This is a genomic window from Halobium salinum (assembly GCF_026586625.1).
Taxonomy (GTDB): Archaea; Halobacteriota; Halobacteria; order Halobacteriales; family Haloferacaceae; genus Halobium; species Halobium salinum.
On the sequence record NZ_JAODIW010000004.1, the window covers coordinates 214,619 to 237,021 of the forward strand.

Annotated in this window: 24 protein-coding genes; 11 read left to right on the plus strand and 13 right to left on the minus strand. The window is 68.8% G+C overall.

The features are described from left to right. Window positions 1-27 precede the first annotated feature (27 nt). The gene (locus N5095_RS01120; RefSeq protein WP_267620131.1) at window positions 28-480 is read left to right on the plus strand and encodes a DUF8215 family protein; all 453 of its coding nucleotides are present in this window, start codon (window positions 28-30) and stop codon (window positions 478-480) included. 295 nt (window positions 481-775) lie between these two features. Here the strand turns inward: N5095_RS01120 and N5095_RS01125 are convergent, their stop codons facing one another. Next, complete coding sequence (locus N5095_RS01125) at window positions 776-1,777, minus strand: ornithine cyclodeaminase family protein (RefSeq protein WP_267620134.1); 1,002 nt, start codon at window positions 1,775-1,777, stop codon at window positions 776-778. A gap of 220 nt (window positions 1,778-1,997) precedes the next feature. After that, window positions 1,998-2,228 carry a DUF8015 family protein gene (locus N5095_RS01130; RefSeq protein WP_267620136.1) on the minus strand — a complete coding sequence of 77 codons (231 nt, stop codon included), beginning with the start codon at window positions 2,226-2,228 and terminating at the stop codon, window positions 1,998-2,000. 366 nt (window positions 2,229-2,594) lie between these two features. Here N5095_RS01130 and N5095_RS01135 point away from each other — a divergent pair, with 366 nt between their 5' ends. Next, window positions 2,595-3,914, plus strand: a complete 1,320-nt coding sequence (locus N5095_RS01135) for an MFS transporter (protein WP_390202401.1) — start codon at window positions 2,595-2,597, stop codon at window positions 3,912-3,914. A 39-nt stretch (window positions 3,915-3,953) separates the two neighbouring features. Here the strand turns inward: N5095_RS01135 and N5095_RS01140 are convergent, their stop codons facing one another. Both N5095_RS01140 and N5095_RS01145 read right to left on the minus strand, forming a co-directional pair. Continuing rightward, a complete protein-coding gene (locus tag N5095_RS01140) occupies window positions 3,954-4,376 on the minus strand; it encodes a DUF3054 domain-containing protein (protein WP_267620138.1) in 423 nt (140 codons plus the stop codon). A 248-nt stretch (window positions 4,377-4,624) separates the two neighbouring features. Then, the gene (locus N5095_RS01145; protein WP_267620139.1) at window positions 4,625-5,215 is read right to left on the minus strand and encodes a class I SAM-dependent methyltransferase; all 591 of its coding nucleotides are present in this window, start codon (window positions 5,213-5,215) and stop codon (window positions 4,625-4,627) included. Between the two features lie 98 nt (window positions 5,216-5,313). Between N5095_RS01145 and N5095_RS01150 the strand changes: the two genes are divergently transcribed. The 3 genes from N5095_RS01150 (at window position 5,314) to N5095_RS01160 (ending at window position 7,591) form a co-directional block, all read left to right on the plus strand. Beyond that, on the plus strand, window positions 5,314-6,045 hold the full coding sequence (locus tag N5095_RS01150; protein WP_267620141.1) for a GNAT family N-acetyltransferase: 732 nt from the start codon (window positions 5,314-5,316) through the stop codon (window positions 6,043-6,045). A 270-nt stretch (window positions 6,046-6,315) separates the two neighbouring features. After that, complete coding sequence (fen, locus tag N5095_RS01155; protein WP_267620143.1) at window positions 6,316-7,293, plus strand: flap endonuclease-1; 978 nt, start codon at window positions 6,316-6,318, stop codon at window positions 7,291-7,293. Window positions 7,294-7,366: 73 nt separating this feature from the next. Beyond that, window positions 7,367-7,591, plus strand: a complete 225-nt coding sequence (locus N5095_RS01160) for a DUF7835 family putative zinc beta-ribbon protein (protein ID WP_267620145.1) — start codon at window positions 7,367-7,369, stop codon at window positions 7,589-7,591. Window positions 7,592-7,650: 59 nt separating this feature from the next. On the opposite strand, the gene N5095_RS01165 is transcribed toward N5095_RS01160, so the two are convergent. Beyond that, window positions 7,651-8,151, minus strand: coding sequence for a DUF7988 family protein (locus N5095_RS01165; protein WP_267620147.1), 501 nt, complete (start codon window positions 8,149-8,151; stop codon window positions 7,651-7,653). Between the two features lie 93 nt (window positions 8,152-8,244). On the opposite strand from N5095_RS01165, the gene N5095_RS01170 reads away from it, so the two are divergent. Next, complete coding sequence (locus tag N5095_RS01170) at window positions 8,245-8,508, plus strand: BolA family protein (protein ID WP_267620149.1); 264 nt, start codon at window positions 8,245-8,247, stop codon at window positions 8,506-8,508. A gap of 220 nt (window positions 8,509-8,728) precedes the next feature. Beyond that, window positions 8,729-9,952 carry an AGE family epimerase/isomerase gene (locus tag N5095_RS01175; protein WP_267620151.1) on the plus strand — a complete coding sequence of 408 codons (1,224 nt, stop codon included), beginning with the start codon at window positions 8,729-8,731 and terminating at the stop codon, window positions 9,950-9,952. 33 nt (window positions 9,953-9,985) lie between these two features. Here the strand turns inward: N5095_RS01175 and N5095_RS01180 are convergent, their stop codons facing one another. The 4 genes from N5095_RS01180 to N5095_RS01195 are packed head-to-tail and all read right to left on the minus strand — an operon-like array spanning window position 9,986 to window position 14,518. Continuing rightward, the gene (locus N5095_RS01180; RefSeq protein WP_267620153.1) at window positions 9,986-11,125 is read right to left on the minus strand and encodes an ABC transporter ATP-binding protein; all 1,140 of its coding nucleotides are present in this window, start codon (window positions 11,123-11,125) and stop codon (window positions 9,986-9,988) included. 4 nt (window positions 11,126-11,129) lie between these two features. Next, window positions 11,130-12,083: a carbohydrate ABC transporter permease gene (locus tag N5095_RS01185; protein ID WP_267620155.1), complete on the minus strand. Its 954-nt coding sequence runs from the start codon at window positions 12,081-12,083 to the stop codon at window positions 11,130-11,132. After that, window positions 12,083-13,081, minus strand: coding sequence for a carbohydrate ABC transporter permease (locus tag N5095_RS01190; protein WP_267620157.1), 999 nt, complete (start codon window positions 13,079-13,081; stop codon window positions 12,083-12,085). Before N5095_RS01190 ends, N5095_RS01185 begins: the two co-directional genes overlap by 1 nt. A gap of 21 nt (window positions 13,082-13,102) precedes the next feature. Then, complete coding sequence (locus N5095_RS01195) at window positions 13,103-14,518, minus strand: ABC transporter substrate-binding protein (RefSeq protein ID WP_267620160.1); 1,416 nt, start codon at window positions 14,516-14,518, stop codon at window positions 13,103-13,105. A 190-nt stretch (window positions 14,519-14,708) separates the two neighbouring features. Here N5095_RS01195 and N5095_RS01200 point away from each other — a divergent pair, with 190 nt between their 5' ends. The 3 genes from N5095_RS01200 to gatE all read left to right on the plus strand — a co-directional run bounded on the left by N5095_RS01200 (window position 14,709) and on the right by gatE (window position 18,979). Continuing rightward, the gene (locus N5095_RS01200; protein WP_267620162.1) at window positions 14,709-16,115 is read left to right on the plus strand and encodes a class II fumarate hydratase; all 1,407 of its coding nucleotides are present in this window, start codon (window positions 14,709-14,711) and stop codon (window positions 16,113-16,115) included. Between the two features lie 479 nt (window positions 16,116-16,594). After that, window positions 16,595-16,777, plus strand: a complete 183-nt coding sequence (locus N5095_RS22155) for an HVO_2901 family zinc finger protein (RefSeq protein ID WP_303651526.1) — start codon at window positions 16,595-16,597, stop codon at window positions 16,775-16,777. 318 nt (window positions 16,778-17,095) lie between these two features. After that, complete coding sequence (gatE, locus tag N5095_RS01205; protein ID WP_267620164.1) at window positions 17,096-18,979, plus strand: Glu-tRNA(Gln) amidotransferase subunit GatE; 1,884 nt, start codon at window positions 17,096-17,098, stop codon at window positions 18,977-18,979. Window positions 18,980-19,005: 26 nt separating this feature from the next. Here gatE and N5095_RS01210 read toward each other — a convergent pair whose 3' ends face one another. After that, window positions 19,006-19,965: a site-2 protease family protein gene (locus N5095_RS01210; protein ID WP_267620166.1), complete on the minus strand. Its 960-nt coding sequence runs from the start codon at window positions 19,963-19,965 to the stop codon at window positions 19,006-19,008. Between the two features lie 130 nt (window positions 19,966-20,095). On the opposite strand from N5095_RS01210, the gene N5095_RS01215 reads away from it, so the two are divergent. Beyond that, a complete protein-coding gene (locus N5095_RS01215) occupies window positions 20,096-20,560 on the plus strand; it encodes a MaoC family dehydratase (protein ID WP_267620168.1) in 465 nt (154 codons plus the stop codon). Window positions 20,561-20,589: 29 nt separating this feature from the next. Here N5095_RS01215 and N5095_RS01220 read toward each other — a convergent pair whose 3' ends face one another. The 3 genes from N5095_RS01220 to N5095_RS01230 form a co-directional block, all read right to left on the minus strand. Next, on the minus strand, window positions 20,590-21,399 hold the full coding sequence (locus N5095_RS01220) for an RNA methyltransferase (protein ID WP_267620170.1): 810 nt from the start codon (window positions 21,397-21,399) through the stop codon (window positions 20,590-20,592). Next, a complete protein-coding gene (locus N5095_RS01225) occupies window positions 21,396-21,977 on the minus strand; it encodes a DUF8114 family protein (RefSeq protein WP_267620172.1) in 582 nt (193 codons plus the stop codon). The genes N5095_RS01220 and N5095_RS01225 overlap by 4 nt, the downstream gene beginning before the upstream one ends. A gap of 76 nt (window positions 21,978-22,053) precedes the next feature. After that, window positions 22,054-22,350, minus strand: a complete 297-nt coding sequence (locus N5095_RS01230; protein ID WP_267620174.1) for a hypothetical protein — start codon at window positions 22,348-22,350, stop codon at window positions 22,054-22,056. Window positions 22,351-22,403: the final 53 nt, after the last annotated feature.

Here is a 22,403-nt window from a genome sequence, read left to right on the forward strand (position 1 = left end):
TTTGTCGCTGTGGCGGCTACGTTCGGTGTGTCACTGAGGACGCCGGGCCCGCTGGAGCGCCGCTTCGAGCGGCTGCTCGACTACGTCTTCTGGTGCGGGATGGAGGTGTTCCTGTTGTCGCTCCCCGTGACGGTCCTGTTGCTCGGCGCGCCGTACCCGATGTACGTCGCGCTCGCGGCGAGCGTCTCCCTCGTTACCTGTACGGCCGGCGTCGCGGCGGTCAGGGGCCGGTACCTCGGCCTCGACCCGTCGGGGTGGCCGCGCTTTTCGGACTTCCACAGCCTCCCGTTCCGCGCGGGCTACTACGGCGGGGCCGTCGCGACCGCGACCTTCACGGGCGTCGAGGCGGCGCTCCGCGTGGGGGCGCCCTGGCCCCTCGCAGTCGTGTCGGTCGCCGTGGCCACGCTCGCGCTCGCCGCCCTCCCGCAGGCGTTCGCCGCGACCCGACGCGCCGCGCGATTCTGGACGTTCGTGGGGTGAACCACGGTATGCCGGTCGGCCCGGCCGGGGAGCGTCGACTCCCACCGTCCCGTTCCGTTGCACGTCGTTTTTCGGCGTTGGATTCCGGTTTTAGCACGTCAATAAGTAAGTCATTCACCCACAGATAGATATTTGCCGGGCGACACAGAGGCACCACGCGAACGCAGACCGGGCACGTCCCCGATGGCGTCCGACGCGGCGGGTCGAAAACTCACTGGCACGCGACCGCCGCACCACTCCCTCCCGAGTCGAACTCCCCTCTCCTTGCCGTTTCATCCCTCGCGGAGCCGCTTCGTCAGTCCCGACCGGTGAGCGCCTCGCTCGCCGGCAAGAACTCGATAGTCGTCCCGAGCCCTTCCGCGCTCGCCCGCTCGTGGAGGAGCGACGCGGCGGCGACGGTCTCGATACCCGTCCCGCCGCTGTCGAAGACGGTTATCTCGTCGTCGGACTGGCGCCCGGGCGCCGTCCCGGCGACGACGTCGCCGAGTTCGGCGTGAACGTGGCTCTCGTCGACGACGCCGGCCTCCAGTGCGTGGATGAACGACCCCGCGTCGGTCGTCGCGCGCTTCCGGAGGTCCGGTACGTACGTCGCGCGCTCGATGGTGGTCGTGTCGAGTTCACGTTTCTCGGGGTTGTACTGCCCCATCGCGGTGACGTGCGCCCCCGGCGAGAGGTCGTCGCCGTCGAACACCGGCTCCGAGGCGGTCGTCGCCGTGACGACGACGTCGGCGTCGCGGACGGCCTCCGAGGCCGCGTCGACCGCCTCGACCGACGCGTCGAGCGCCCCGTCCATCTCCTCGGCGAACGCCTCGCGGTTCTCCCGGGTCGGCGAGTACACCGCCACCGAGTCGAGGTCGCGGACGGTCGCCGTCGCCCGGAGCTGGCCGCGAGCCTGTGCCCCACTGCCGATGACGGCGAGCGTCGAGGCGTCCTCGCGGGCGAGGGCGTCGACGCCGACCGCGCCCGCGGCACCGGTCTTGTACGGGTTCATGCTCGCACCGTCGAGGAGTGCGAGCGGTTCGCCCGACTCGGCGTCGAACAGCGGCGTCATGAACCACGCGTCGGTCGCTCCGAACCCGGCGGCGTACATGTACCCGCCCATCGCGCCGGTGTCGGGGAGCACCGCGGCGTAGCTGGTGAGCATCCCCTTCGGGTCGGCGTTGAGGAGCTTCGTGCGCGGCTCGGCCGGGGCGCCCTCGCCGCGCTGGCGGTACCCCTCGCGGACCGCGTCCACGTACTCGGCCGGCGTGGCGAGGCCGGCGACGTCGTCGCTCGTCAGGAACAGCGTCTCCGTCATACCGTCGCGTTCGACGAGACGGGGCAAAACCGTGTGGGCGGCGGCATCGCTCGTGGAGCGTGGGTCACGGAGCCGAGCGTGAGTGGAAGGACGTCGGGAGCCAAGAGAGACGGGAAGCGTAGCGAGAAGTGAGAGACGGGTCGAAGAACGACGAGAGCCGGGAGAGCGAGAAAGTGAGAGCGAGAAGGTGAGAGAGCCGGGAGTCGGTCGTGAAGCGGGGTTAGTCGGCGTTGACGGGCGCCTGCTGCGTGGCGGTTGCGGGCGTCGGTGCGTCCGTCCCGGGTGTGACCGGCCCGTTGACGAAGAGGGCGTGACCGATGACGAGAGCGGAGGCGCTGGCACCGACCGGCACTGCGAGTGACAACGAGAACCCGACGAGCGTGAGGACTGCGGTGATTCCGAGCATCGCCACCGGGATGAGACCGAGAACGTAGTCGTAGTAGCCAGTCATAATACATTACCTACTATGGGAGTGCCACATATAATTCTTTCCCATGTATTGGTGGTAATCACTGCGGTATTGATGGATAAGTACCTCATAAGTTATTCATAAAAGCGCCTTCAGAGGCGCTGAGGAGTCGGCAAACCACCGAACGTTTCGTGATAGACCATTATGTATCGGGAGTGTTGAATGTCGACACGGAGCCGATTGTGAGTTCTCGCGCGTACCCCCGCACTCGCGTGACGGTAGAGTTGGTCGTGAGTCGGCCGCGGAACGGTCGGTTCAGGTACGGCGGTCGCCACTCGGGCCGGGATGCACGGGCGACGGTCGCCGGGACCGGTGCGTTGAACCGTCGTCTCCGCGGAGGGGGGAACGGTGAACCGGAACGACCGCGCCATCGTCGGCCTCGTGATGCTCGCCCACGGGATGGTCCACACGTACGAACTGTCGATTCCCATCTTCGTCACCATCTGGCTGACCGAGTTCGACACCATCGACCTCCTCGTGACCCAACTGCCCGTGACGACGGCGACCGTCGGCGCGGTCGTCACCGTCGGGTACGCTCTGTTCGGGCTCGGCGCGTTGCCCGGCGGGGTCGTCGTCGACCGCGTCGGCTCGCGGCGGCTCATCACGGCCTGCCTGCTCGGGATGGCGGGGTCGTTCCTCCTGTTGGGACTCTCGCCGAACCTCGCCGTCGTGGCGCTCGCACTCGCGCTCTGGGGCATCTCTGCCAGCGTCTACCACCCGGCGGGGCTGGCGCTGTTGAGCAAGGGCGTCGAGGAGCGGGGGACGGGGTTCGCGTACCACGGCATCGCCGGGAACCTCGGCATCGGGCTCGGACCGCTCCTGACGGCCGTGCTGTTGCTCTTTTTCGACTGGACCCTGGTTGCAGGACTCCTCGCGCTCCCGGCGCTCGCAGCGGCCGCCTACGCGGCGCGTGCGCGCTTCGACGAGTCGGCGGCGGTCGCGCCGGACCCGGCCGACTCGGAGAGCGCGGCGGACGGCGGCTCCAAGGCCTCCTCCGGCGTCGACTCGCTCGGCGAGTTCGTCGCCGAGTCGCGGCGGCTGTTCGCCGGGAGCTTCCTGCTCGTGTTCCTCGTCGTGATGTGCTCGGGGCTGTACTACCGCGGCGTGCTCACCTTCCTCCCCGGCCTGTTGGAAGGGCTCCCCGGGTTCGAGCCGGTTCCGCTCGGCGCGTTGCTCCCGGCCGGTCTGCGCGACCTCCTCGGCGTCGAGGCGACCGGCGGGCGCACCCTGAAGCCGGAAAACTACTTCTACTCCGGCCTGCTCGTCGTCGGTGTGCTCGGCCAGTATGCCGGCGGGAAGCTCACCGACCGCGTTCCGGTGGAGTACGGAATCGCCGGATCGTTCGGCGCCCTCGCCGTCCTCGCGCTCGTCTTCCTCCCCGTAGCCGACGCGGGACTCGGCCCCCTGCTCGTCCTCGGGGTCGTTCTCGGCGCGTTCCTGTTCGTCGTCCAGCCGTTCTACCAGGCGACGGTCGCGGAGTACACGCCCGCCGGGACGCGTGGGCTCTCCTACGGGTTCACGTACCTCGGCGTGTTCGGCGTCGGCGCGCTCGGCGGACTCGTGGCCGGCACCATCCTGACGTACGCGACGCCCGCCGTCCTCTTTCTGACGCTCGCCGGGTTCGCGGCCGTCGCCGCGGCGACGGGGCTGGTGCTGGCGCGGCGGTGAGAGCGTGAAGACGACCGAAAAAAGAGCGACGAAGGCGCGTTACGTCAGCTTGAACCAGAGCCAGCGCCAGACCCCGAGGCCGAGCGAGCCGATGACGATGGTGACGAGGGCGAAGATGACGATGCCGATGGGGTCGGTGCCGCGGATGACGGTCCAGAGGCCGACGCCGACGATGTCGGCCGGTACCCACGAGCGAATGGCGAGGGGGATGGCGGCCTTCGCCGATTCGGCCGCACCAGCCGAGTAGGCGCCGACGATGGGCGCGAAGATGAGCCACCCGACGAGAAACACGCCGACCGTGATGGCGACGTACCCCGGGTCCGACGCGAGGATTCCCGTCCCGTTGTGCATCGTCACGCCGAACGTGATGAGCGCCGCCAACACGAGCACGTCCCCGACGGCGAGCGGGAGCGCGTCGCTGTCGAGGCGCTTCGCGAGGAACGACTGCTGCGAACTGGCCATGTGCGAGAGCGTTGCTCCCCGGGGGTAATTAGAGTAGCGTCTGCGACTATTCGCGGGCGGCGGTTCAGGGACACTCACACGACACCGTGCGGACGCGACCGGACGACGGTACGCGGACGCGGTCGAGCGACGACGGACGGGGTCGGAGGACGACGCGGACCGAGCGCGCGACCGAACGACGGCGAACGGTCGAACGACGGCGAACGGCCGGGCGCATCGGCCTACGGCGCGCGCTTCGCCGCGGCGTTCTACCCCTCGTCACCTTTCAGGCCGACGACGGTGTACGCGAACCCGCGGTCGACGACCGTCGTCTCCGCAAACCCTACACGGGAGAGAAAGCGCGCGAGGTCGTCGGGACCGGTGAAAATCGAATCGAACCCCACGAGCGACTCGGCGAGGACGACCAGCCGACCGAGCGGGTGGGTGGGGTCGAAGTCGACGACGACGAAGGCGCCCCCCGGTCGAAGCACCCGACGGACCTCCTCGGCGACCGCTCGCTGGTTCGGGAGGTGGTGCAGTGCGTCGACGAGGGTGACGGCGTCGACCGAGGCGTCGGCGAGCGGGAGTCGCCGAGCGTCGCCGGTGACGGGAGCGAGGTCGCCGTCGCGCTCCCCTACCCGACGGAGCATCCCGGGTGCGGCGTCGAGGACGACCCGCTCGGGGGCGTCGATTTCGGTCGTCGCGCGGCCGGTGCCGCCCGCGAGGTCGACGACGCGCTCGACGGGCCGGTTCGCGCGGGCGAGGCCGGCCGCCAGTCGACCGCGGTCGGCGGCGGGCATCCCGAGGCCGTAGAGGCGGGCGAGACGGTCGAAGAATCGGACGTCGCCGGGACCGAACATGCGTACCGGTAGGGTGTCGGGGTACAAGTGTTACGACCTTCGGCGCCGTCGTCGAAACGAAGCCGTGCCCTCTTGAGTGTCGAGACGATAACGGGGGTATGCAGTTCGCCCTGCTCGGCTGGCCCGAGGACGGACCCACGCTCCGCCTCGACTACCGACGGTTCAGCTACGCGGGCAAGTTCGTCATGTCGACCACCGGGAAGGCGGTGGTCCGCGACCCGGGAAGCGGGAGCGGGACGGTCGAAGGGGGGACGGGGGCCGCCGACGCGGACGGCACGAACTCGGGGTCGGCCGGCGCCGACGCCGAGGAGCCGGCGGTCGTCGACCCCGCGGTGTTCGAGGAGGACGTACTCGCCGCCGCCGCGTTCAACGAGGACCGCACCGACCCCGGCGTGCTCTGGATTCGGTACATCGACGTCGCCGACACCCGCCGAGGGGAGCGCCTCGGGACGCGTCTCGCCCTGTTCGTCCGGGAACGAGCGAAGGAGCGTGGCTACCGACGCCTCCGCATCGCCGTCAACAACCCCTTCTCCTACGAGGCGCTGTACAAGGCCGGCTTCGGCTACACCGGGCGACAGACGGGCCTCGCAGAACTCGTCCTCGAGTACCCGGCCGAACGCGACCGCCCGACCTACCAGTGCGGACTCGACGTGTTCCGCGAGCGCGACCTCGACCCCGCCGAACACGACTTCCTCGACCGGAAGGAGGGGATGGACGCGCCGCCGGTGCTGGACGCGCCGATGGACGGCGACGTCGACGGGGTCGACGTGGGGGGCGAGCGCGACTCGGACGCCGATTCGGACTCCGACCGCGAATCGGGTGAGGCGTGAGTCGAGCCCCTCACACCACGACGACTCGGCTCGTCTCCCGGCACGGACCACCGACGCGGGCATAACGGGCGACGCCCCGCTTCTGCGGGATGACCGAACCCCGACGGCGAAAACCGGCACCACGGCCGCCAGCGCGGCGTCTACGCAGGTTCGAACCCGTATCGAAGGGACGCGGCGCCGGGAGATACGCCTACAGTGAGGCGACACCACGCCGCATCGCCGAGGGCCGGACTCGGGAGGTTGAAACCCGATGCGCCCCAACGACGGGCGATGGGTAACGCAGACCTGCGCGCGCTGGCGTCCCTCCGGGAGGTCCCCTTCGAGGAGGTCTCCGGCGTCGTCGCCGTCGACGCGCACAACTGGCTCTACCGGTATCTCACGACGACGGTGAAGTTCACCCGCGACGAGGCGTACACGACGAGCGACGGCGAGGAGGTGGCGAACCTCGTCGGCCTCGTCCAGGGGTTGCCGAAGTTCTTCGAGCACGACCTCGACCCCGTGTTCGTCTTCGACGGCGGCGTCACCGAGCTCAAAGACGACGAGGTGGCGGCCCGCCGCGAGCAGCGCGAGAAGGCCGAGGAGAAACTCGCGGAGGCCCGCGAACGCGGTGACGCCGTCCAGGCCGCCCGACTCGAAGCGCGCACCCAGCGACTCACGCCGGTGATTCAGGAGACCTCCCGCGAGCTCCTCCGCCTGCTCGACGTGCCTGTCGTCGAGGCGCCGGCGGAGGGCGAGGCGCAGGCGTCGTTCATGGCCCGCCGCGGCGACGCCGACTACGTCGGCAGCGAGGACTACGACACGCTCCTGTTCGGCGCCCCGTTCACCCTCCGACAGCTGACGAGCAAGGGCGACCCGGAGCTGATGGACTTGGACGCTACCCTCGAGGAGCTCGACGTGACGTGGGAGCAGCTCGTCGACATCGCCATCCTCTGTGGCACCGACTTCAACGAAGGGGTGAAGGGGGTCGGCCCGAAGACGGCGCTGAAGGCGGTGAAGGAACACGGCGACCTCTTCGCCGTCCTCGACGCTCGGGACCTCCACATCGACTTCGCGGACCGCGTCCGCGAGCTGTTTCTCGACCCGCCGGTCACCGACGAGTACGACTTCGACACCGACTACGACCCCCGGATGGCCGAGGCGCGGGAGTTCGTCGTCGACGAGTGGGAGGTCGACGAGGCGGAGGTCGAACGCGGCTTCGAGCGCATCGAGGAGGCGCTGGTCCAGACCGGCCTCGACCGCTGGACGTGAACCGTCTGTAATTCGAGAATCACGTTCCGTCCGAAAGGTATAATTGGGAACCGGTCGGGTTTCCGACCGAACCATGAGGACGAAAGGGTCGCATCGGGGCACGCGAGCGGACGAGAACGTGGAACACTGCGAGCACTGCGGGCGGGACACCCGACACCGCGTGAGCATCGAACTCGTCTCGCACAGCGACCGGGGGTCGAACGCACGCTTCGCTCGCGAGCCCCACCGGGTGGCCAACTGCCGTGACTGCGGCACGGAGCGGACGGTCCGCCTCAACCACGACCGTTCCGGTCGGTAGGCGAGTCGGCGGGCGAGCCGCGAAACTCGAACGCTCCGGCGGACGGCTGTTCGCTCTACTCACCGGACCGCCACGTCGAGCGCGGCGGGCTCGCCGCCGTCGAGTCGAACGTACCGGGGTCGCTCGCTCCCGTCGCGCACTACGTCGAACACGCGAAGCGTCAACACGAGCCGCCCTAACGGGAGCGTCGCCCGAAGCACGGGCCCGACGCTCGTAACCACCACGTAGGGTGGCGCCGCCACCGGCGACGCCGAGAGTTCCTCGCCGGCCGCGGCGACTGCGTCGACGAGGACCGCCGTGCAGGCGTCGAGGAGCCCGTGTTCCGCGAGCAGGGCCTCGAAGGGTGGAACGACGCGGTCACGGTCGGTCGTCGCTCGCGCCGGCTCGTCGTCGTCCTCAGCGCCGCCGCTCGACTCGCCCTCCGGCCACGTCGTCGCGACGGCGTCGGCACAGTCGCCGACTGCATTGAGGAGGGCGCCGTGTTCGGCACGGACGCGAGTCTCGACGGTCGCGGCGAGGTCGGCGGTGTCGACGCCGGAGGAGGACGCGCGGTCGTTCACGACCACCCGTGTCACCGCGGCCTACATAACTCTCCCGTCGGTCCCGAAAGCCGAAGCGCGGGGTCTTTTTCCCCGGCCCCCGTCGACCACGGCATGGACACCGCCGAGGTCGAACGACTCATCGAGGAGGGAATCGAGGACGCGGAGGCGACCGTGACGCTCCCGCGGAATCCGGACCAGGACCACGAAGACGCCCACTTCGCCGCCGTCGTCGTCTCGCCGGCGTTCGAGGGGAAGTCCCTCGTTCAACAGCACCAGATGGTGTACGACGCGCTCGGCGACCACATGACGACCGACATTCACGCCCTGGAGATGAAGACGTACACCCCCGAGGAGTACGACGCGCTGGAGGGATAAGGCCGACCGCCCGAGCGCCGTGCGAGGCTCGAAATCGGATGGCGGGAGCAAGCCCCCCGTGCGCCGAAGCTCGCGCCGGGGCGAACACGGCGGTCGCGCGACGCACCGTCCCGGTAACGACGTGGTCGCCCGTCCGCGCCACCTGCTCGCCACGAACCCGAGCGTAGCGGGGTCACCGCCAGCCCGCACCTTTTTCTTCGCGTCGGGCAATCCTCGCGCCATGACCGAGCGGACGCTCGACGACGAGAAGGTCGCCCACGACGATTCAGGGGCTCTCCGCCGCCGTATCGGCCGGATTCTGGACTTCTACTACCCCGACTGCATCGACTCGGAGCGCGGCGGCTACGTCGCCCAGTTCGACGAACGGACGGGAGCAGTGTACGACTCAGGACCGAGACACCTCGTCGCCACCTGTCGGTTCGCCGCGAACTTCTCGCTCGCGGCCCGCCTGGGAATCGAGACCGACGAGGGCGGCCCCGGCGAGTGGCGCGAGGCCGCCGCCCACGGGCTCGAGTTCCTCGAATCGGCCCACCGCGACCCGGAGCGCGGCGGCTACCACTGGCTGCTCGACGGGACCGAGCCGGTGGACGAGCGACGCTCGCCCTACGGCCACGCGTTCGTCCTCCTCGCCTACGCCCGGGCGACCGAGGCCGGAGTCGACGGCGTCGAGAGCCGACTCCACGAGGTCGCCGACCTCGTCGAGGAACGGTTCGTCGAGGAGGACCACGGCCTGCTCCGGAGCGAACTCGACGCCGACTGGGAGCCCGTGGAACCCTACCGCGGACAGAACGCCAACATGCACGGCTGTGAGGCGTTTCTCGCCGCCTACGAGGCCACCGGTCGGGACCGATACCTCGACCGGGCGCTCGGAGTCGCGCGAGGAATCACCGTCGACCTGGCCGCGGAGACGGACGGCCTGCTCTGGGAGCACTTCACCGCGGAGTGGAGCCACGACATGGGGTACAACGAGGACGACCCGGCCCACCAGTTCCGCCCGTGGGGATACCAGCCCGGTCACCACCTCGAGTGGGCGAAGCTCCTCCCCGGTCTGGCGCGCCACCGCGACGCGGACTGGCTGCTGTCGCGGGCCGAAGAGCTGTTCGAGGCCGCCGTCGAGACCGGTTGGGACGAAGAGTACGGCGGGTTCTACTACACGGTCGACGCCGACGGGGAACCGGTCGTCGACGACAAGTACGGCTGGCCGGTCGCGGAAGGTATCGGCGCGGCCGCGGCGCTCGCGGCGGCGACGGGCGACGACCGCTACCGCGAGTGGTACGACCGCCAGTGGGAGTACGCGGCCGACCACCTGGTGAACGACGCCGGCAACTGGTACTCGAAGCTCACCCGAGAGAACGAGTACGTCGACACGAGCGGCGGCCCCGCGGTCGAGCCGGGCTACCATCCCATCGGCGCCTGTTACGAGGGACTCAGAGCCTTCGATTGATTCACCCGAAGAAAGTTGGGTCGAACCGCGCGCTCAGATGCGCGGTTCGGTCTGCTCTAAGTCCTCGAGCGACCGGTTCTGCAGGGTGACGCCGGTGTCGCCGTCGAAGAGGTGAATCGCCTCCTCGGGGATGCGCGCGATGGCGGGCTGGCCCGCCTCCACGCTCCGCATCCCGTCGACGCTCGCGACGAACGTCGCCTCGCTGTCGGCCGTGAAAGCCAGGTAGACGTTGTTCTCGCGACCCATCGGCTCGACCACGTCGACCGTGGTCTGGAAGTCGTGCTCGTCGGTCTTCTCGCCGACGAGGCGCACGTCCTCGGGTCGGACCCCGAGCGTGACGCGCTCGGCGTCGCCGACGTTCTCGAGCGTCGACTCGGAGACCGGGTAGCTGAACTCCTCGCCGACGAGGCGGTCGCCCTGTACCTCCATCTCGAAGAAGTTCATCGACGGCTCCCCGATGAAGCCGGCGACGAAGCGGTTCGCGGGCTCGTGGTAGGCCTCGAGCGGCGTCGCCACCTGCTGGAGGCGCCCGTCGTTGAGGATGGCGATTTTGTCGCCCATCGTCATCGCCTCCGTCTGGTCGTGGGTGACGTAGACGGTCGTGGTGTCGAGGTCCTCCTGCAGGCGCTGGAGCTCCGTGCGCATCTCCGCGCGCAGTTTCGCGTCCAGGTTCGACAGTGGCTCGTCCATCAGGAACACCTCGGGGTCGCGCACGATAGCGCGGCCCAGCGCGACGCGCTGTTGCTGGCCCCCGGAGAGCTCCTTCGGCTTCCGACCGAGCATGCTCGAGATGCCGAGCATCTCGGCGGTGTCGGTGACGGTGCGCTCGATGTCGTCGTCGGCCATGTCGGTCGACTCCTCCAGCCCGAAGCGCATGTTCTCGCGCACGGTCATGTGCGGGTACAGCGCGTAGGACTGGAACACCATCGCGATGTCCCGGTCCGCGGGGGGTTTGTCGTTGATGACGGTGCCGCCGAGTCGAATCTCGCCGCGCGAGATCGACTCGAGCCCGGCGATCATCCGCAGGGTCGTGGACTTCCCACAGCCCGACGGGCCGACGAGGACGAGGAACTCGCCGTCGGCGATGTCTATCGAGACGTCGTCGACGGCGACGATCTCGTCGCCGTCGTCGTCGAACAGCTTGGTGACGTGGTCGAGGGTGAGTGCTGACATGGGTTCAGGTTTCTCCGGCGACCCCCTCCGCGAACTGCTCGCCGAACAACACGTAGACGAGCAGGGTCGGGAGGGCCGCGATGAACGCGCCGGCCATCTGGAGGTTGTACTGCTGGACCATCGACCCCTTCAGCTTGTTGAGCGCGATGGTGACGACCTGGTTCTCCGGCGAGGAGAGCAGCACCAGCGCGAACAGGAGGTCGTTCCAGATCTGCGTGAACTGATAGATGAGCGTGACGGCGAAGATTGGCCCCGACAGGGGCAGGATGATGCGCCGGTAGATGGTGGCCGCGCTCGCGCCGTCCAAGCGCGCCGCCTCCAGCATCTCCCCGTCGATGGTACTGTAGAACGACCGGAACAGCACCGTACAGATGGGGATGCCGTACGCCGCGTGGGTGATGATGAGCGCCACGAGGTCGGCGCGGCTCGCGAGCGGCTCCCAGAACGCGAGCAGGTCGTTCAGTCCGACCATCGTCCAGAACCGCGTGAGCGGGACGAGGACGGCCTGGTACGGGATGAACACGCCTGCGACGAACAGCAGGAGGACGACCAGCTGGCCGCGCCAGTCGATGTTCGTCAGGCCGTACGCGGCGAGACTCCCCAGCAGCGCTGAGATGAGCGTCGCCGGGACGACCAGGATGAAGCTGTTCACCAGTCCGCCGCTCAGGGTGTCGAACGCCGACAGCCACGGGGCGACGGTCGTCCCGTCTATCGGCGGCGGCGCGAAGGGCGTCGTGCTGAAGAACGCCTCCTGTGTCTTGAACGCGGTCAGGAGCCCGCTCTCCAGCGGCGCGAGGTAGAACGCCCCGAGGGCGAGCAGGACCGCGTACAGCGCGACCCGACCCGGGCCGACGTCGCGGAGTTGGTCGCCCAGTCCGCGGTCCGACTCGCGGGTCTCGGTCGGGTCCGCCTGGTCGTCGCTCGGTTCGGCAGGTGCGGCGGGTGCGTCGGTTGCCATCAGAGGTCACCTCGTCGGTACTGCGTGAGGAGGTACGGCCCGATTACCGACAGCGCCATCAGGAACAGCACGGTGGCGATGGCGGAGCCGTACGCCCAGTTGGTCGTCGAGAACGCCTCGCGGAACATCATCACCGAGAGGATGTCCACGGAGGGGCCGGGGGTGTCGCCGAACAGGACGTAGAGGAAGTCGAACGCCTTGAGGGCGAACACCATCAGGACGACCGCCGCCGACGTGGTCGACGCGCGGAGCTGGGGGACGATGATTCGCCAGTACATCCGGAGCGTACTCGCCCCGTCGGTGCGGGCGGCCTCGTACTGCTCGGTCGGGATGGCTCGCAGCCCGGCGAGGTAGACGACCATGCAGTAGCCGCTGAACTGCCACATCAGCGCGAAGATGATTGCCGCCATCTTCCACTGCGGGTCGGAAATCCACTGCTGCGTGAGGAAGTCGAGCCCCGCGAGCCGTAGCAGCTGGTTGATCATCCCGATTTCGAAGTTGTACATCCACGACCAGAAGATGGCCGTGACGACGAACGAGAGGCTCATCGGGAGGAGGTAGACGGTGCGGAACGTGTTCTCGAAGCGGATGCGCTGGTCGACGAGAATCGCCACCACGAGTCCGACGGCGAGTGACACGACGGTGAACGCGATGAGCAACACGAGCGTGTTGCGGAACGCGATAATGAACGTGTCGTCGCCCAGAAGCTGGGCGTACATCGAGAGGTCCAGCGACCCGTACTCCGGGCTGCCGAGCCCCTCCCAGTCGGTCAGGGAGATGAGAACGTTCCAGCCGATCGCACCGTAGACGAACAGGCCGACGAGCAGGGCGGGCGGGAGCCAGAACGGAAGCGACTCGACGAGGTTGCGGTTCGAGGCGAGAAAGCCCCGACCGCTCCCCTGTCGCTCCGAGGTGGCCGTCCCGCCGTCCGTGCGGACGTCGGCGTCCTCGTGAGCCTCGTCGTCCGCCGAGCGGACGAGTCGCGATACCAGGTCCATGGGGTTCATGGCGTGAGACTGTTAGTTGCCCGAGATCGCGTCGGCGATACCCGAGTACGCCCTGTCGACGTTCCAGTTCTCGATGAAGCCGGAGAACGCCTCCTCGATGCTGGTCTTGACCTCCGGCGGCACGGCCGTCCCGTGGGCGATGGTCGGCGGCTGGGTGTCGGAGTTCTTGAACTCCTCGATTTGGGACTGAAGGAACGGGCCGAACGGGTCCGTCGGCACGTCCGTACGCGGCGGGATGGACCCCTTGATGGGGTTGAACTTCTGCTGCCCCTCGACGGAGCCGGCGTACTGGAGCCACTTCTTCGTCGCCTCGGGGGACGGGTTGTTCGACGGCATGACGAACGAGTCCATCACGATGGAGTAGACGCCCTCCGTGCCGGGGTAGGCGACCATGTTCCAGTCCTGCTCGTACTCGAAGCCGTCCTGTGCGCGGTACTGGCCCGCCGCCCAGTCACCCTGGTGGATCATGGCGGCCTCGCCGTTGATGACCTTCGAGTTCGCCTGGTCCCACGAGATGGAGCCGGCGTCCTGGTTGAAGTACTCCTTGTAGTCCTTCACGGTCGTCAGCGCGCTCTTGATGGCGTCCTCGTTGGCGCTGGCGTCGCCGCTCTCGACCATGCTCTTGAACGTCTCCGTATCCTGCTCGCCGATGAAGACGGTCTCCCAGAGCTGGACCGTCGACCACGGGGACTGGGTCTGCTGGGCCATCCCCGCGGCGTCGGTGTTCTCCTCGATGGTCGCCATCGCGTCGAGCAGCGCCTTCGGGTCGGAGATGCTCGACGGGTCGACGCCGGCCTCCTCCATCACGGACGTGTTGTAGAAGAGGTTGTTGAGCCGGTGGATGTTGAGCGGGACGGCGACGAACGTGTCGTTCGGTGCCGCGGCGTCCTTCGGCCCCTGCAGGTAGGCGTCCTGCATCTCCGAGGTCCAGACGCTGTCGCCGATGTCGTCGAGCACGTCGCTGTCGAGGTACGGACGGAGCGCCTCACCCGGCCAAATCTGGAAGGAACTGGGCGGGTTCTCGTTGAGGACGCGGTTCTTGATGACCGCGTCGAGCGCGCTCCCCGCGCCGCCGGGCGCCGGATTGTTGTTGACCGCCACGTCCGGGTACTTCTCTTCGAACCCTTCGATGAGGGCGTTGAGCGCCTCCTGCTCGCCACCGGCCGTCCACCAGTGGACGAGTTCGAGTTCGCCGGAGCCGCCGCCACCACCGCCGGAGCCACCCGAGTCGGACGCGTTGTCGCCGCCCGAGGTTCCCTCGGAGCCGTTGCCGCCGGAGCCACCGTTGCCGCCGGAGCCACCGTCGCCGCCCTCGCCACCGCCACCGCCGGTACAGCCGGCGAGGCCGACCAGACCGGCCGTTCCGACCGCGGAGGCACCTTTGAGGACCGATCGCCGCGTCGCGTCGCGTTGGTTGTCGTCTGTCATGGTTTTCTCTGCGGGAGTCGTTCCGGATGTGGGGCCGGATGTTACTTAAAGATTGAGAAAGTTACGAGGAATTGGGTGAAATATTTCTTCAGTCGTTTCACCGGTTGATGGAACTCCCACTCCGTCGTGGACTGGTGGCGTCCCCGTCACGGACCGGTGGCTTTTACGACCGTGCCCGAGAGTCCCAGCCATGAGCGAGGACTACCGCACCGAGAAGGACAGCCTCGGCGAGATGCAGGTTCCGGCGGACGCCTACTGGGGCGCCCAGACCCAGCGCGCCGTCGAGAACTTCCCCATCTCCGGCATCACGTTCGGCCGGCGCTTCGTCCGCGCGCTCGGCGTCGTGAAGAAGGCCGCCGCGCAGGCCAACCGCGACCTCGGCCTCCTCGAGGACGACACCGCCGACGCCATCGTCGAGGCCGCCGACGAGGTCATCGCCGGCGAACACGACGACCAGTTCCCCGTCGACGTGTTCCAGACCGGCTCCGGCACGTCCTCGAACATGAACGCGAACGAGGTCATCGCCAACCGCGCCGCCGAACTCTCGGGGGCCGAAATCGGCGACCGGGTCGTCCACCCGAACGACCACGTCAACTACGGCCAGTCGAGCAACGACGTGATTCCGACGGCGATGCACGTCGCCGCCCTCGAAGCCGTCGAGAAGGACCTCCTGCCCGCGCTCGACACGCTTCGGGAAGCGCTCGAGGCCAAGGAGGAGGCGTTCGACGGCGTCGTCAAGACCGGCCGGACACACCTACAGGACGCGACCCCCGTCCGGCTGGGCCAGGAGTTCGGCGGCTACCGGACGCAGGTCGAGAAGGGGCTCGCGCGCGTGGACTACGTCCGCGACCACCTCTCCGAACTCGCCCTCGGCGGGACGGCCGTCGGCACGGGGCTCAACACGCACCCCGAGTTCCCGGAGACGGCCGCCGAGTACATCACCGAGGAGACCGGCGTCGAGTTCCGCGAGGCCGACAACCACTTCGAGGCGCAGGCCGCCCACGACGCGATGAGTGAGGCCCACGGCGCGCTCCGGACCATCGCGGGGTCGCTGAACAAGGTCGCCAACGACCTGCGCCTGCTCGCCTCCGGTCCCCGAAACGGACTGGGCGAACTCGAACAGCCGGAGAACCAGCCGGGGTCCAGCATCATGCCCGGGAAGATCAACCCCGTCGTCGCCGAGGCCGTCAACCAGGTGCACAAGCAGGTCGTCGGCAACGACGCCGCGGTCGCCGCCGGCGCCGCGGAGGGCCAGATCGACCTCAACCTCTACAAACCCGTGCTGGCGCACAACTTCCTCCAGTCCGCCGAACTGCTGGCGAACGCCTCCGAGGTGTTCGCCGAGCGCTTCGTCGCGAAACTGGAGGCGAACGAGGAACACTGCGAGACGCAGGTCGAACAGAGCATGGCGCTCGCGACGGCGCTCAACCCCGCCATCGGCTACGACAAGGCCTCGAAGGTCGCGAAGCAGGCGCTCGCCGAAGGGAAGACCGTCCGCGAGGTCGTCGTCGAGGAGGGGTACCTCAGCGAGGCGGAGGCCGACGAAGTGCTCGACCCCGAGGCGATGACGCATCGGGGGATTCTGGGGAGCGAGTGAGCCAGAAGCGCCACGACGGCCGTGCGCTCGGGTACGGCCGACTCGCCGGCGCGGAAGTGTAGGCTCGAACGCGCCGTGGCGAGTACGGATTCAGCCGCTCTCGTCTCGCCGACGTCGGTGCGAGTAGGCCCGGAGCGCCACGAGGCGAACGGCCCGGATACGGCTCTCGAAACCCGCGCTCGAACCTCGACCGGCGACGACGCGCGCGGGTGGGACGGCCGACGTCTCGACCGTGACGTCGGGAACGGCCGACTTCGGCGCGACGCTATCTCGGGAGGGAGTCCGCCGGTTTCCCGTCCCACACCGACACGTCTCCGACGTGACGCCGGGGGGGAGCGCGTCTGACGTTTGTTTCACGCTCACACGGGTCGTTGACTACGGAGGGCCGAAACCGACAGACGGCGGTCAATCCGTCCGTATTCCTACGAATCCGGCAGGAAGCGATATTTTGAAGAGGGTGTATGATGAAGTTTCACGACATGCCTGGGCTAGAGCTCCGACGGGAGGCCAAGGGACGGGACGAACTGGTATGTCGGAAATGCGACGCGCGGTTCCCGGAGGGCCGGGCCACACAGGACGGGTGGCACTATTCCTGCCCCGAGTGCGGTGAGGCCGAGGGCATCGGCGAGGGCCTTCGACGCGTTCGACCGACAGAACAGTAACGTTCGACCTGTCCCACGCGGCCGTCTTCTTTCGCGTCAGCGGGTCGGCCGGCGACCGGCGCCGGCCGACGTGGCGCTTCGGTCCACTTCTCTACGGCTTCGACCGGTGTGCGTGTCGTTCTCGCACACCGCGTTTCCGGTGAATTCCTCCGACTCCCCGACTCGCCCCGGGAGCGTCGTTCGTCGCACGCGGCCCGCGAACGCACCATCCAGTTCTCGTTCGGGTCCCGTATCACACTTCTCGTCCCGTCCGGTCACACTCCGGTCACGAACCGCGACAGAACGGCTTTTTACTCCCCCCGCTCCCACGTCCCACCAATGAGCGACGCCGACCGCGAGTACGACTACGGGGAGCTCGGCCTCGTCGCGGGGCTCGAAATCCACCAGCAGCTCGACACCGCGACCAAGCTGTTCTGTGCCTGTCCGACCGAACGCCGCGAGCCCGAGGAGTCGACCCGGCGGTTCACCCGCTTTCTCCACCCGACGAAGAGCGAACTCGGCGAGCTCGACGAGGCCGCCGTCGAGGAGAGCCGCGTCGACCGCGAGTTCGAGTATCTCGCCTTCGACTCGACCTGCCTGGTCGAGGAGGACGACGAGCCGCCGAGCCGGGTCGACGCGGAGGCGATGGCCGTGGCGCTGCAGATCGGCGCGATGCTCGACCTGGAACCGATGGACCAGGTCCACGTGATGCGCAAAATCGTCGTCGACGGCTCCAACACTTCCGGATTCCAGCGCACCATGCTCGTCGGCCAGGACGGCGAAATCGACACCAGCGAGGGCGCCGTCGGCATCGAGGACCTCATGCTCGAAGAGGAGTCCGCCGGGCGCGTCGAGGAGACGGGGGACGGCGTGCGCTACTCGCTCGACCGCCTCGGCATCCCCCTCGTCGAAATCGGAACGAAACCGGACATCCGCTCGCCCGAGCAGGCCCGCGAAGCCGCCGAGACCATCGGGATGTTCCTGCGCTCGACCGGGAAGGTCAAACGCGGGCTGGGCACCATCCGCCAGGACGTGAACGTCTCCATCGCCGAGGGCGCGCGCGTCGAAATCAAGGGCGTCCAGGCGCTCGACCAGATCGACGCCATCGTCGAGAACGAGGTCGCCCGGCAGGTCGCGCTCGTCGAGATTCGCGACGAACTCCAGTCCCGTGACGCCGAGGTCGGCGAGGTGCAGGACGCGACCGAGGTGTTCGAAGACACCGAGAGCGGCGTCCTCAAGTCCGCTGTCGACGGCGGCAAGGTCGCCGCCGTCCCGCTTTACGCCTTCGACGGGCTCGTCGGCCGGGAACTCCAGCCGGACCGCCGACTCGGCACGGAGCTCTCCGACCACGCGAAGCGCCACGGCGCCGGCGGCATCTTCCACACCGACGAACTGCCGGCGTACGGCGTCACCGACGAGGAGGTCGCCGCGCTGAAGGAGTTCGTCGGCGCCGGTGAGGACGACGCCGTCGCCATCGTCGCCGCCGACTCGGAGACGGCGGACCTCGCCATCGACGCCGTCGCCGAGCGCGCGCGGGTCGCCATCGAGGCGGTCCCCGAAGAGACCCGTGGCGCCAACGACGACGACGCGGGCACGACGCGCTACCTCCGTCCGCTCCCCGGTGCGGCGCGGATGTACCCCGAGACCGACGTGCCGCCCGTCGAACCCGACCCCTCCGAAATTGAGACGCCCGAACTCCTGACGGAGAAGGTCGACCGCTACCAGTCGGAGCACGGATTGGACGCCGGTCTCGCCGAGCAGGTCGCCTACGGCCGGCGGATGCCCCTGTTCGAGGAGGCGGTCGACGCCGGGGTGGACGCGACGTTCGCCGCGGGCGTCCTCGAATCGACGCTCACCGAACTCCGCCGCGACGACGTCCCCGTCGAGCGTCTCACCGACGACCACCTGTTGGGCGTCCTGCTCCTCGTGGAGGAAGGCGACCTCGCGAAAGAGGGCGTCAACGACGTGTTCGCCACCCTCGCCGAGAGTCCGGAACTGACGCCCGAGGAGGCCGTCGAGGAGGCGGGCCTCTCCGGGGTCGACGAGGACGAGGTCAGGGAGGCCGTCGCCGAAGTCGTCGACCGGAACTCGGAACAGGTCGAGGAGCAGGGGATGGGCGCGTTCTCCGCACTGATGGGCGAGGCGATGGGCGCGCTTCGAGGGAAGGCCGACGGCGAGGTCGTCTCCGAGGCGCTCCGCGCGGAGATCGGAAAGCGCACGTAAGCCGCCTCCGCGCTCTCCCCGGGCGGTCAGGGGAGAAACGGTCCGACGACCGTCAACAGCAGCAGCCACAGCGACACCGCCCCGACCAGCGAGACGAGCGCGCCGTTGAGTCGCGTGTACACCGGCAACCCGAGTCGCGCCTCGGCCCGCCCGAGCAGAATCGAGAGCGCCCGGCCGCCGTCCAACCCGGCGAGCGGGAGCGCGTTGAGCAGGCCCAGTTTGGCGTTGAGGAGCGCGGTCCAGAACGCCAGGTTCGTGAGCGCGTCGAGGTCGGCGACGGCGACCACCGTGACCGACTCGGGAATCTCAGCGAGCGTCCACCCGAAGTACGTGTGGTACACCTCGGTCGGCGCGGCCGTCAGGGGGGACAGCAGAACGAGGCCGGCGGCGAGCGCCACGGCGAAGTTGTTGGCGACGCCCGCCGCGAGGACGCGCAGTCGGACCCGGTCCGAGGCCTCGGCGAGGCCGTCCGGGAGCACGTAAGCCGCGAGCGGCAGGACCCCGAGGAAGAGTGCGACGCCCGCCTCGCGAACCCGGACGCCGCCGCGGTGACAGGCCAGCGCGTGACCGCCCTCGTGGACGACGGTCGCGACGAGCAGTGCGGCGACGACGAACGGCGCGACGGCGACCAGCGGGAGGCCGGCCAGCGTCTCGGGAGCAATCAGGTCCGCGAGCGCCGGTGTCGACCGCCCGCGAAGGCCGACCGCGCGCCACGCCAGCAAGCCGGTCCCGCCGAGGGCGACGACCTGCGCGAGCAGGAGCAGTCGCACGGCGAGGTCGTGCCAGCGGTCCCACGCCGCCGAGGCGGTCGCCGCGCCGCGGCGCTCGACGGCCGTCGTTCGGAGGTACAGCGTCGTCGCGCTGGCGCGGACCCAGGGGAGCCGGTCGCTCCCGCACTCGGCGTCGCGTCCCGTCTTCGCGTCCCGCCCTGCCCCTCCGACGGACCGCACATCGTCACCCGGCGCGGACCGGGAGTCATCCGACATCGACCGACCCTAGGTGAACGGAGGTCATAGCTCTACCTCCGCCGAGTAAGCCGAGACGTGGATGGGGCGAGACCGAAGCGCGACCCGCGCGAGAGAACCTACTTGGTCGCCGCGGTCGTCGGTCCGGCCGATGGCGATATTCTACGAGGACCTGACCGTCGGCGACGTGGAGGAGTTCGGCGCCTACGAGGTCACGGAGCGGGAGATCGTCGAGTTCGCGAGCAAATACGACCCCCAGTTCTTCCACCTCGACGCCGAACGGGCGCGCGAGGAGACGATGTACGACGGGCTCATCGCCAGCGGGTGGCACACGACGGCGATGACGATGCGGATGCTCGTCGACCACCACTTCTCGGAGGCGATGTCCCTCGGCGCGAAGGGGCTCGACCGCCTGCGCTGGCGCCGACCCGTCCAACCCGGGGACACGCTTTCGGTCCGCAGCGAGGTCCTGGAGAAGGAGGCCGACCGCCCGGACCGGGGAACGGTCCGGACGAAGACGGAGACGCTCCGGGAGAGTGCGGACGGCGAGACGGAGGTCGCACTGGAGATGACCTCGGTCGTGATGTACGCTCGGCGGAAGGCGACCGAGGAGTAGGACTCAGTCCGCGCTCAACTTTTCGCGACTCAGTACCCTTCGTCGGCGTCCTGGCGCTCGAGGAGTTTCTCGCGGTCCTCCAACTGCGCAGTCGCCTTGCGGAACAGCCCCGTCAGCGTCGACACTTCTCGGTCCGTGGGGTGGGCGCGGCCGAGCACCCGCCGGAGCATCCGCCGGGTCTTCGGGCGCTTGTGGTCGCGGTGTTCCGCGAGCGCGACGAATCCCTCGAAGACGTCGTGGAGGCGTTCGACGTCGGCCTCGTCGGCGCGGTGACGTTCCACGTCCGGAAGCTGGGTCTTCTCGACCGTCAGGTCCCGAAGTTCGTACATGAGCACCGTCGCGGCCTGTCCGAGGTTGAGTACGGGGTACTCCTCGCTGGCGGGGATGGAACACACCTCGTCGAGGCGGGCGAGTTCCTCGTTGTTGAGCCCGCGACCCTCCCGGCCGAACACGAGCGCGGTCCGAGTGTCGACGGTGCGGAGGCTCTCTTCGACCTCCTCGGGCGTCTTGTAGGGCCACCGGACGTGGCTCCGGGAGTCCTCGGCGGTGATGGCCGTCGTCCCGACCGTGTGGTAGGTCTCGACGACCTCGTCGAAGGTGACGGTCTCGGCGTTCGGAAGCACGTCCTCGCGGGCGTGGCCGGCGAACCCGTAGGCCTCGTCGTCGGGGTGGAGGTCGGGCGGGTTCACCAGCTTCAGGTCGGAGAGTCCGAAGTTCTTCATCGCCCGGGCGATGGTGCCGACGTTCCCCTTCGTCTCGGGTTCGACGACGACGACGACGGGTTTCTCGGAGCGGGGGCCGCTCTCTACGGCGTCGGCGCCGTCTGTGCTCTCGCTCATTTCGTCGGGTAGTCGGTGTCGAGGTCGAGTCCCGCGTCCTCCTCGTCGAAGTCGTCGTCGAGTAGCTCCCCCTCGCCCGGTTCCGCGCGCGTCACGGTCACGCGGTCGAGGTCGAGCCCCTCCTCCAGTCGGCGCTGGACCTCGGCGGGGTCCGGCGGCTCCGGCAGGGCGTCGGGGTCGGTGTCGACGTGTTCCAGTCCGGCGTACCCCTCCGGCGCCCGGTTGCCGGCGGCGAACCACTCGTGGAAGGAGTCACGAAAGAGTTCCTCGCCGGCGAGGTCGTCGCCGTCGTCCTCGCGGAACCAGTAGAGGAAATCCGCCTCGTGCTCGGTACAGAGGAGCAGTTCGTCGCCGGGTTCGCCGTAGACGATGGCCGCCGGATTGCACTGTCGGATGTCCTCCTCGCCGTGAATCAGGTAGCAGGCGTCACAGGGGTCCTCGACGATGCCCGCCAGCCGGACGAGCCGGTTGCGCGTGTCCTCGGGAATCTCCTCCAGCGGTCTGAACTCCCCGTCCTCGGTGAACACCTCGGACTCCTCGAACCGCCACCCGCGGAGCCCGATGCTGACCTTCGCCATAGCTCGGGGTAGCCGGTCGGTCGGTAAAAAGGGCGTGTTACCGTGGCGGTCGACCGGTCGGACGACGGACGAGAGCTCAGTTCGCCGTCCGGACCCGTGGCGCGTACTTCGCCAGCACGTCCGTCTCCAGGTTGACGCGGTCGCCGGCGCGGCGGTCGCCGAGCGTCGTCCGGTCGACGGTCTCGGGAATCAGCGCGACCGCGAACCGGTTGCAATCGACGGCCGAGACAGTGAGGCTCACGCCGTCGACGGCGACGCTGTCGCCGGGGTCGGGCGGGGTTTCGAGCCCCGTCCCGACGGTGAGTCGACGTCCCTCGCCTGCGGACTCGTTCGATACCACCGTACCGTGCTCGGTTACGACACCGGTGTACACGGGCCGCCCGACTCGACCGTCGACTAAACGTGTTTCGGAACTGGTACGTATAA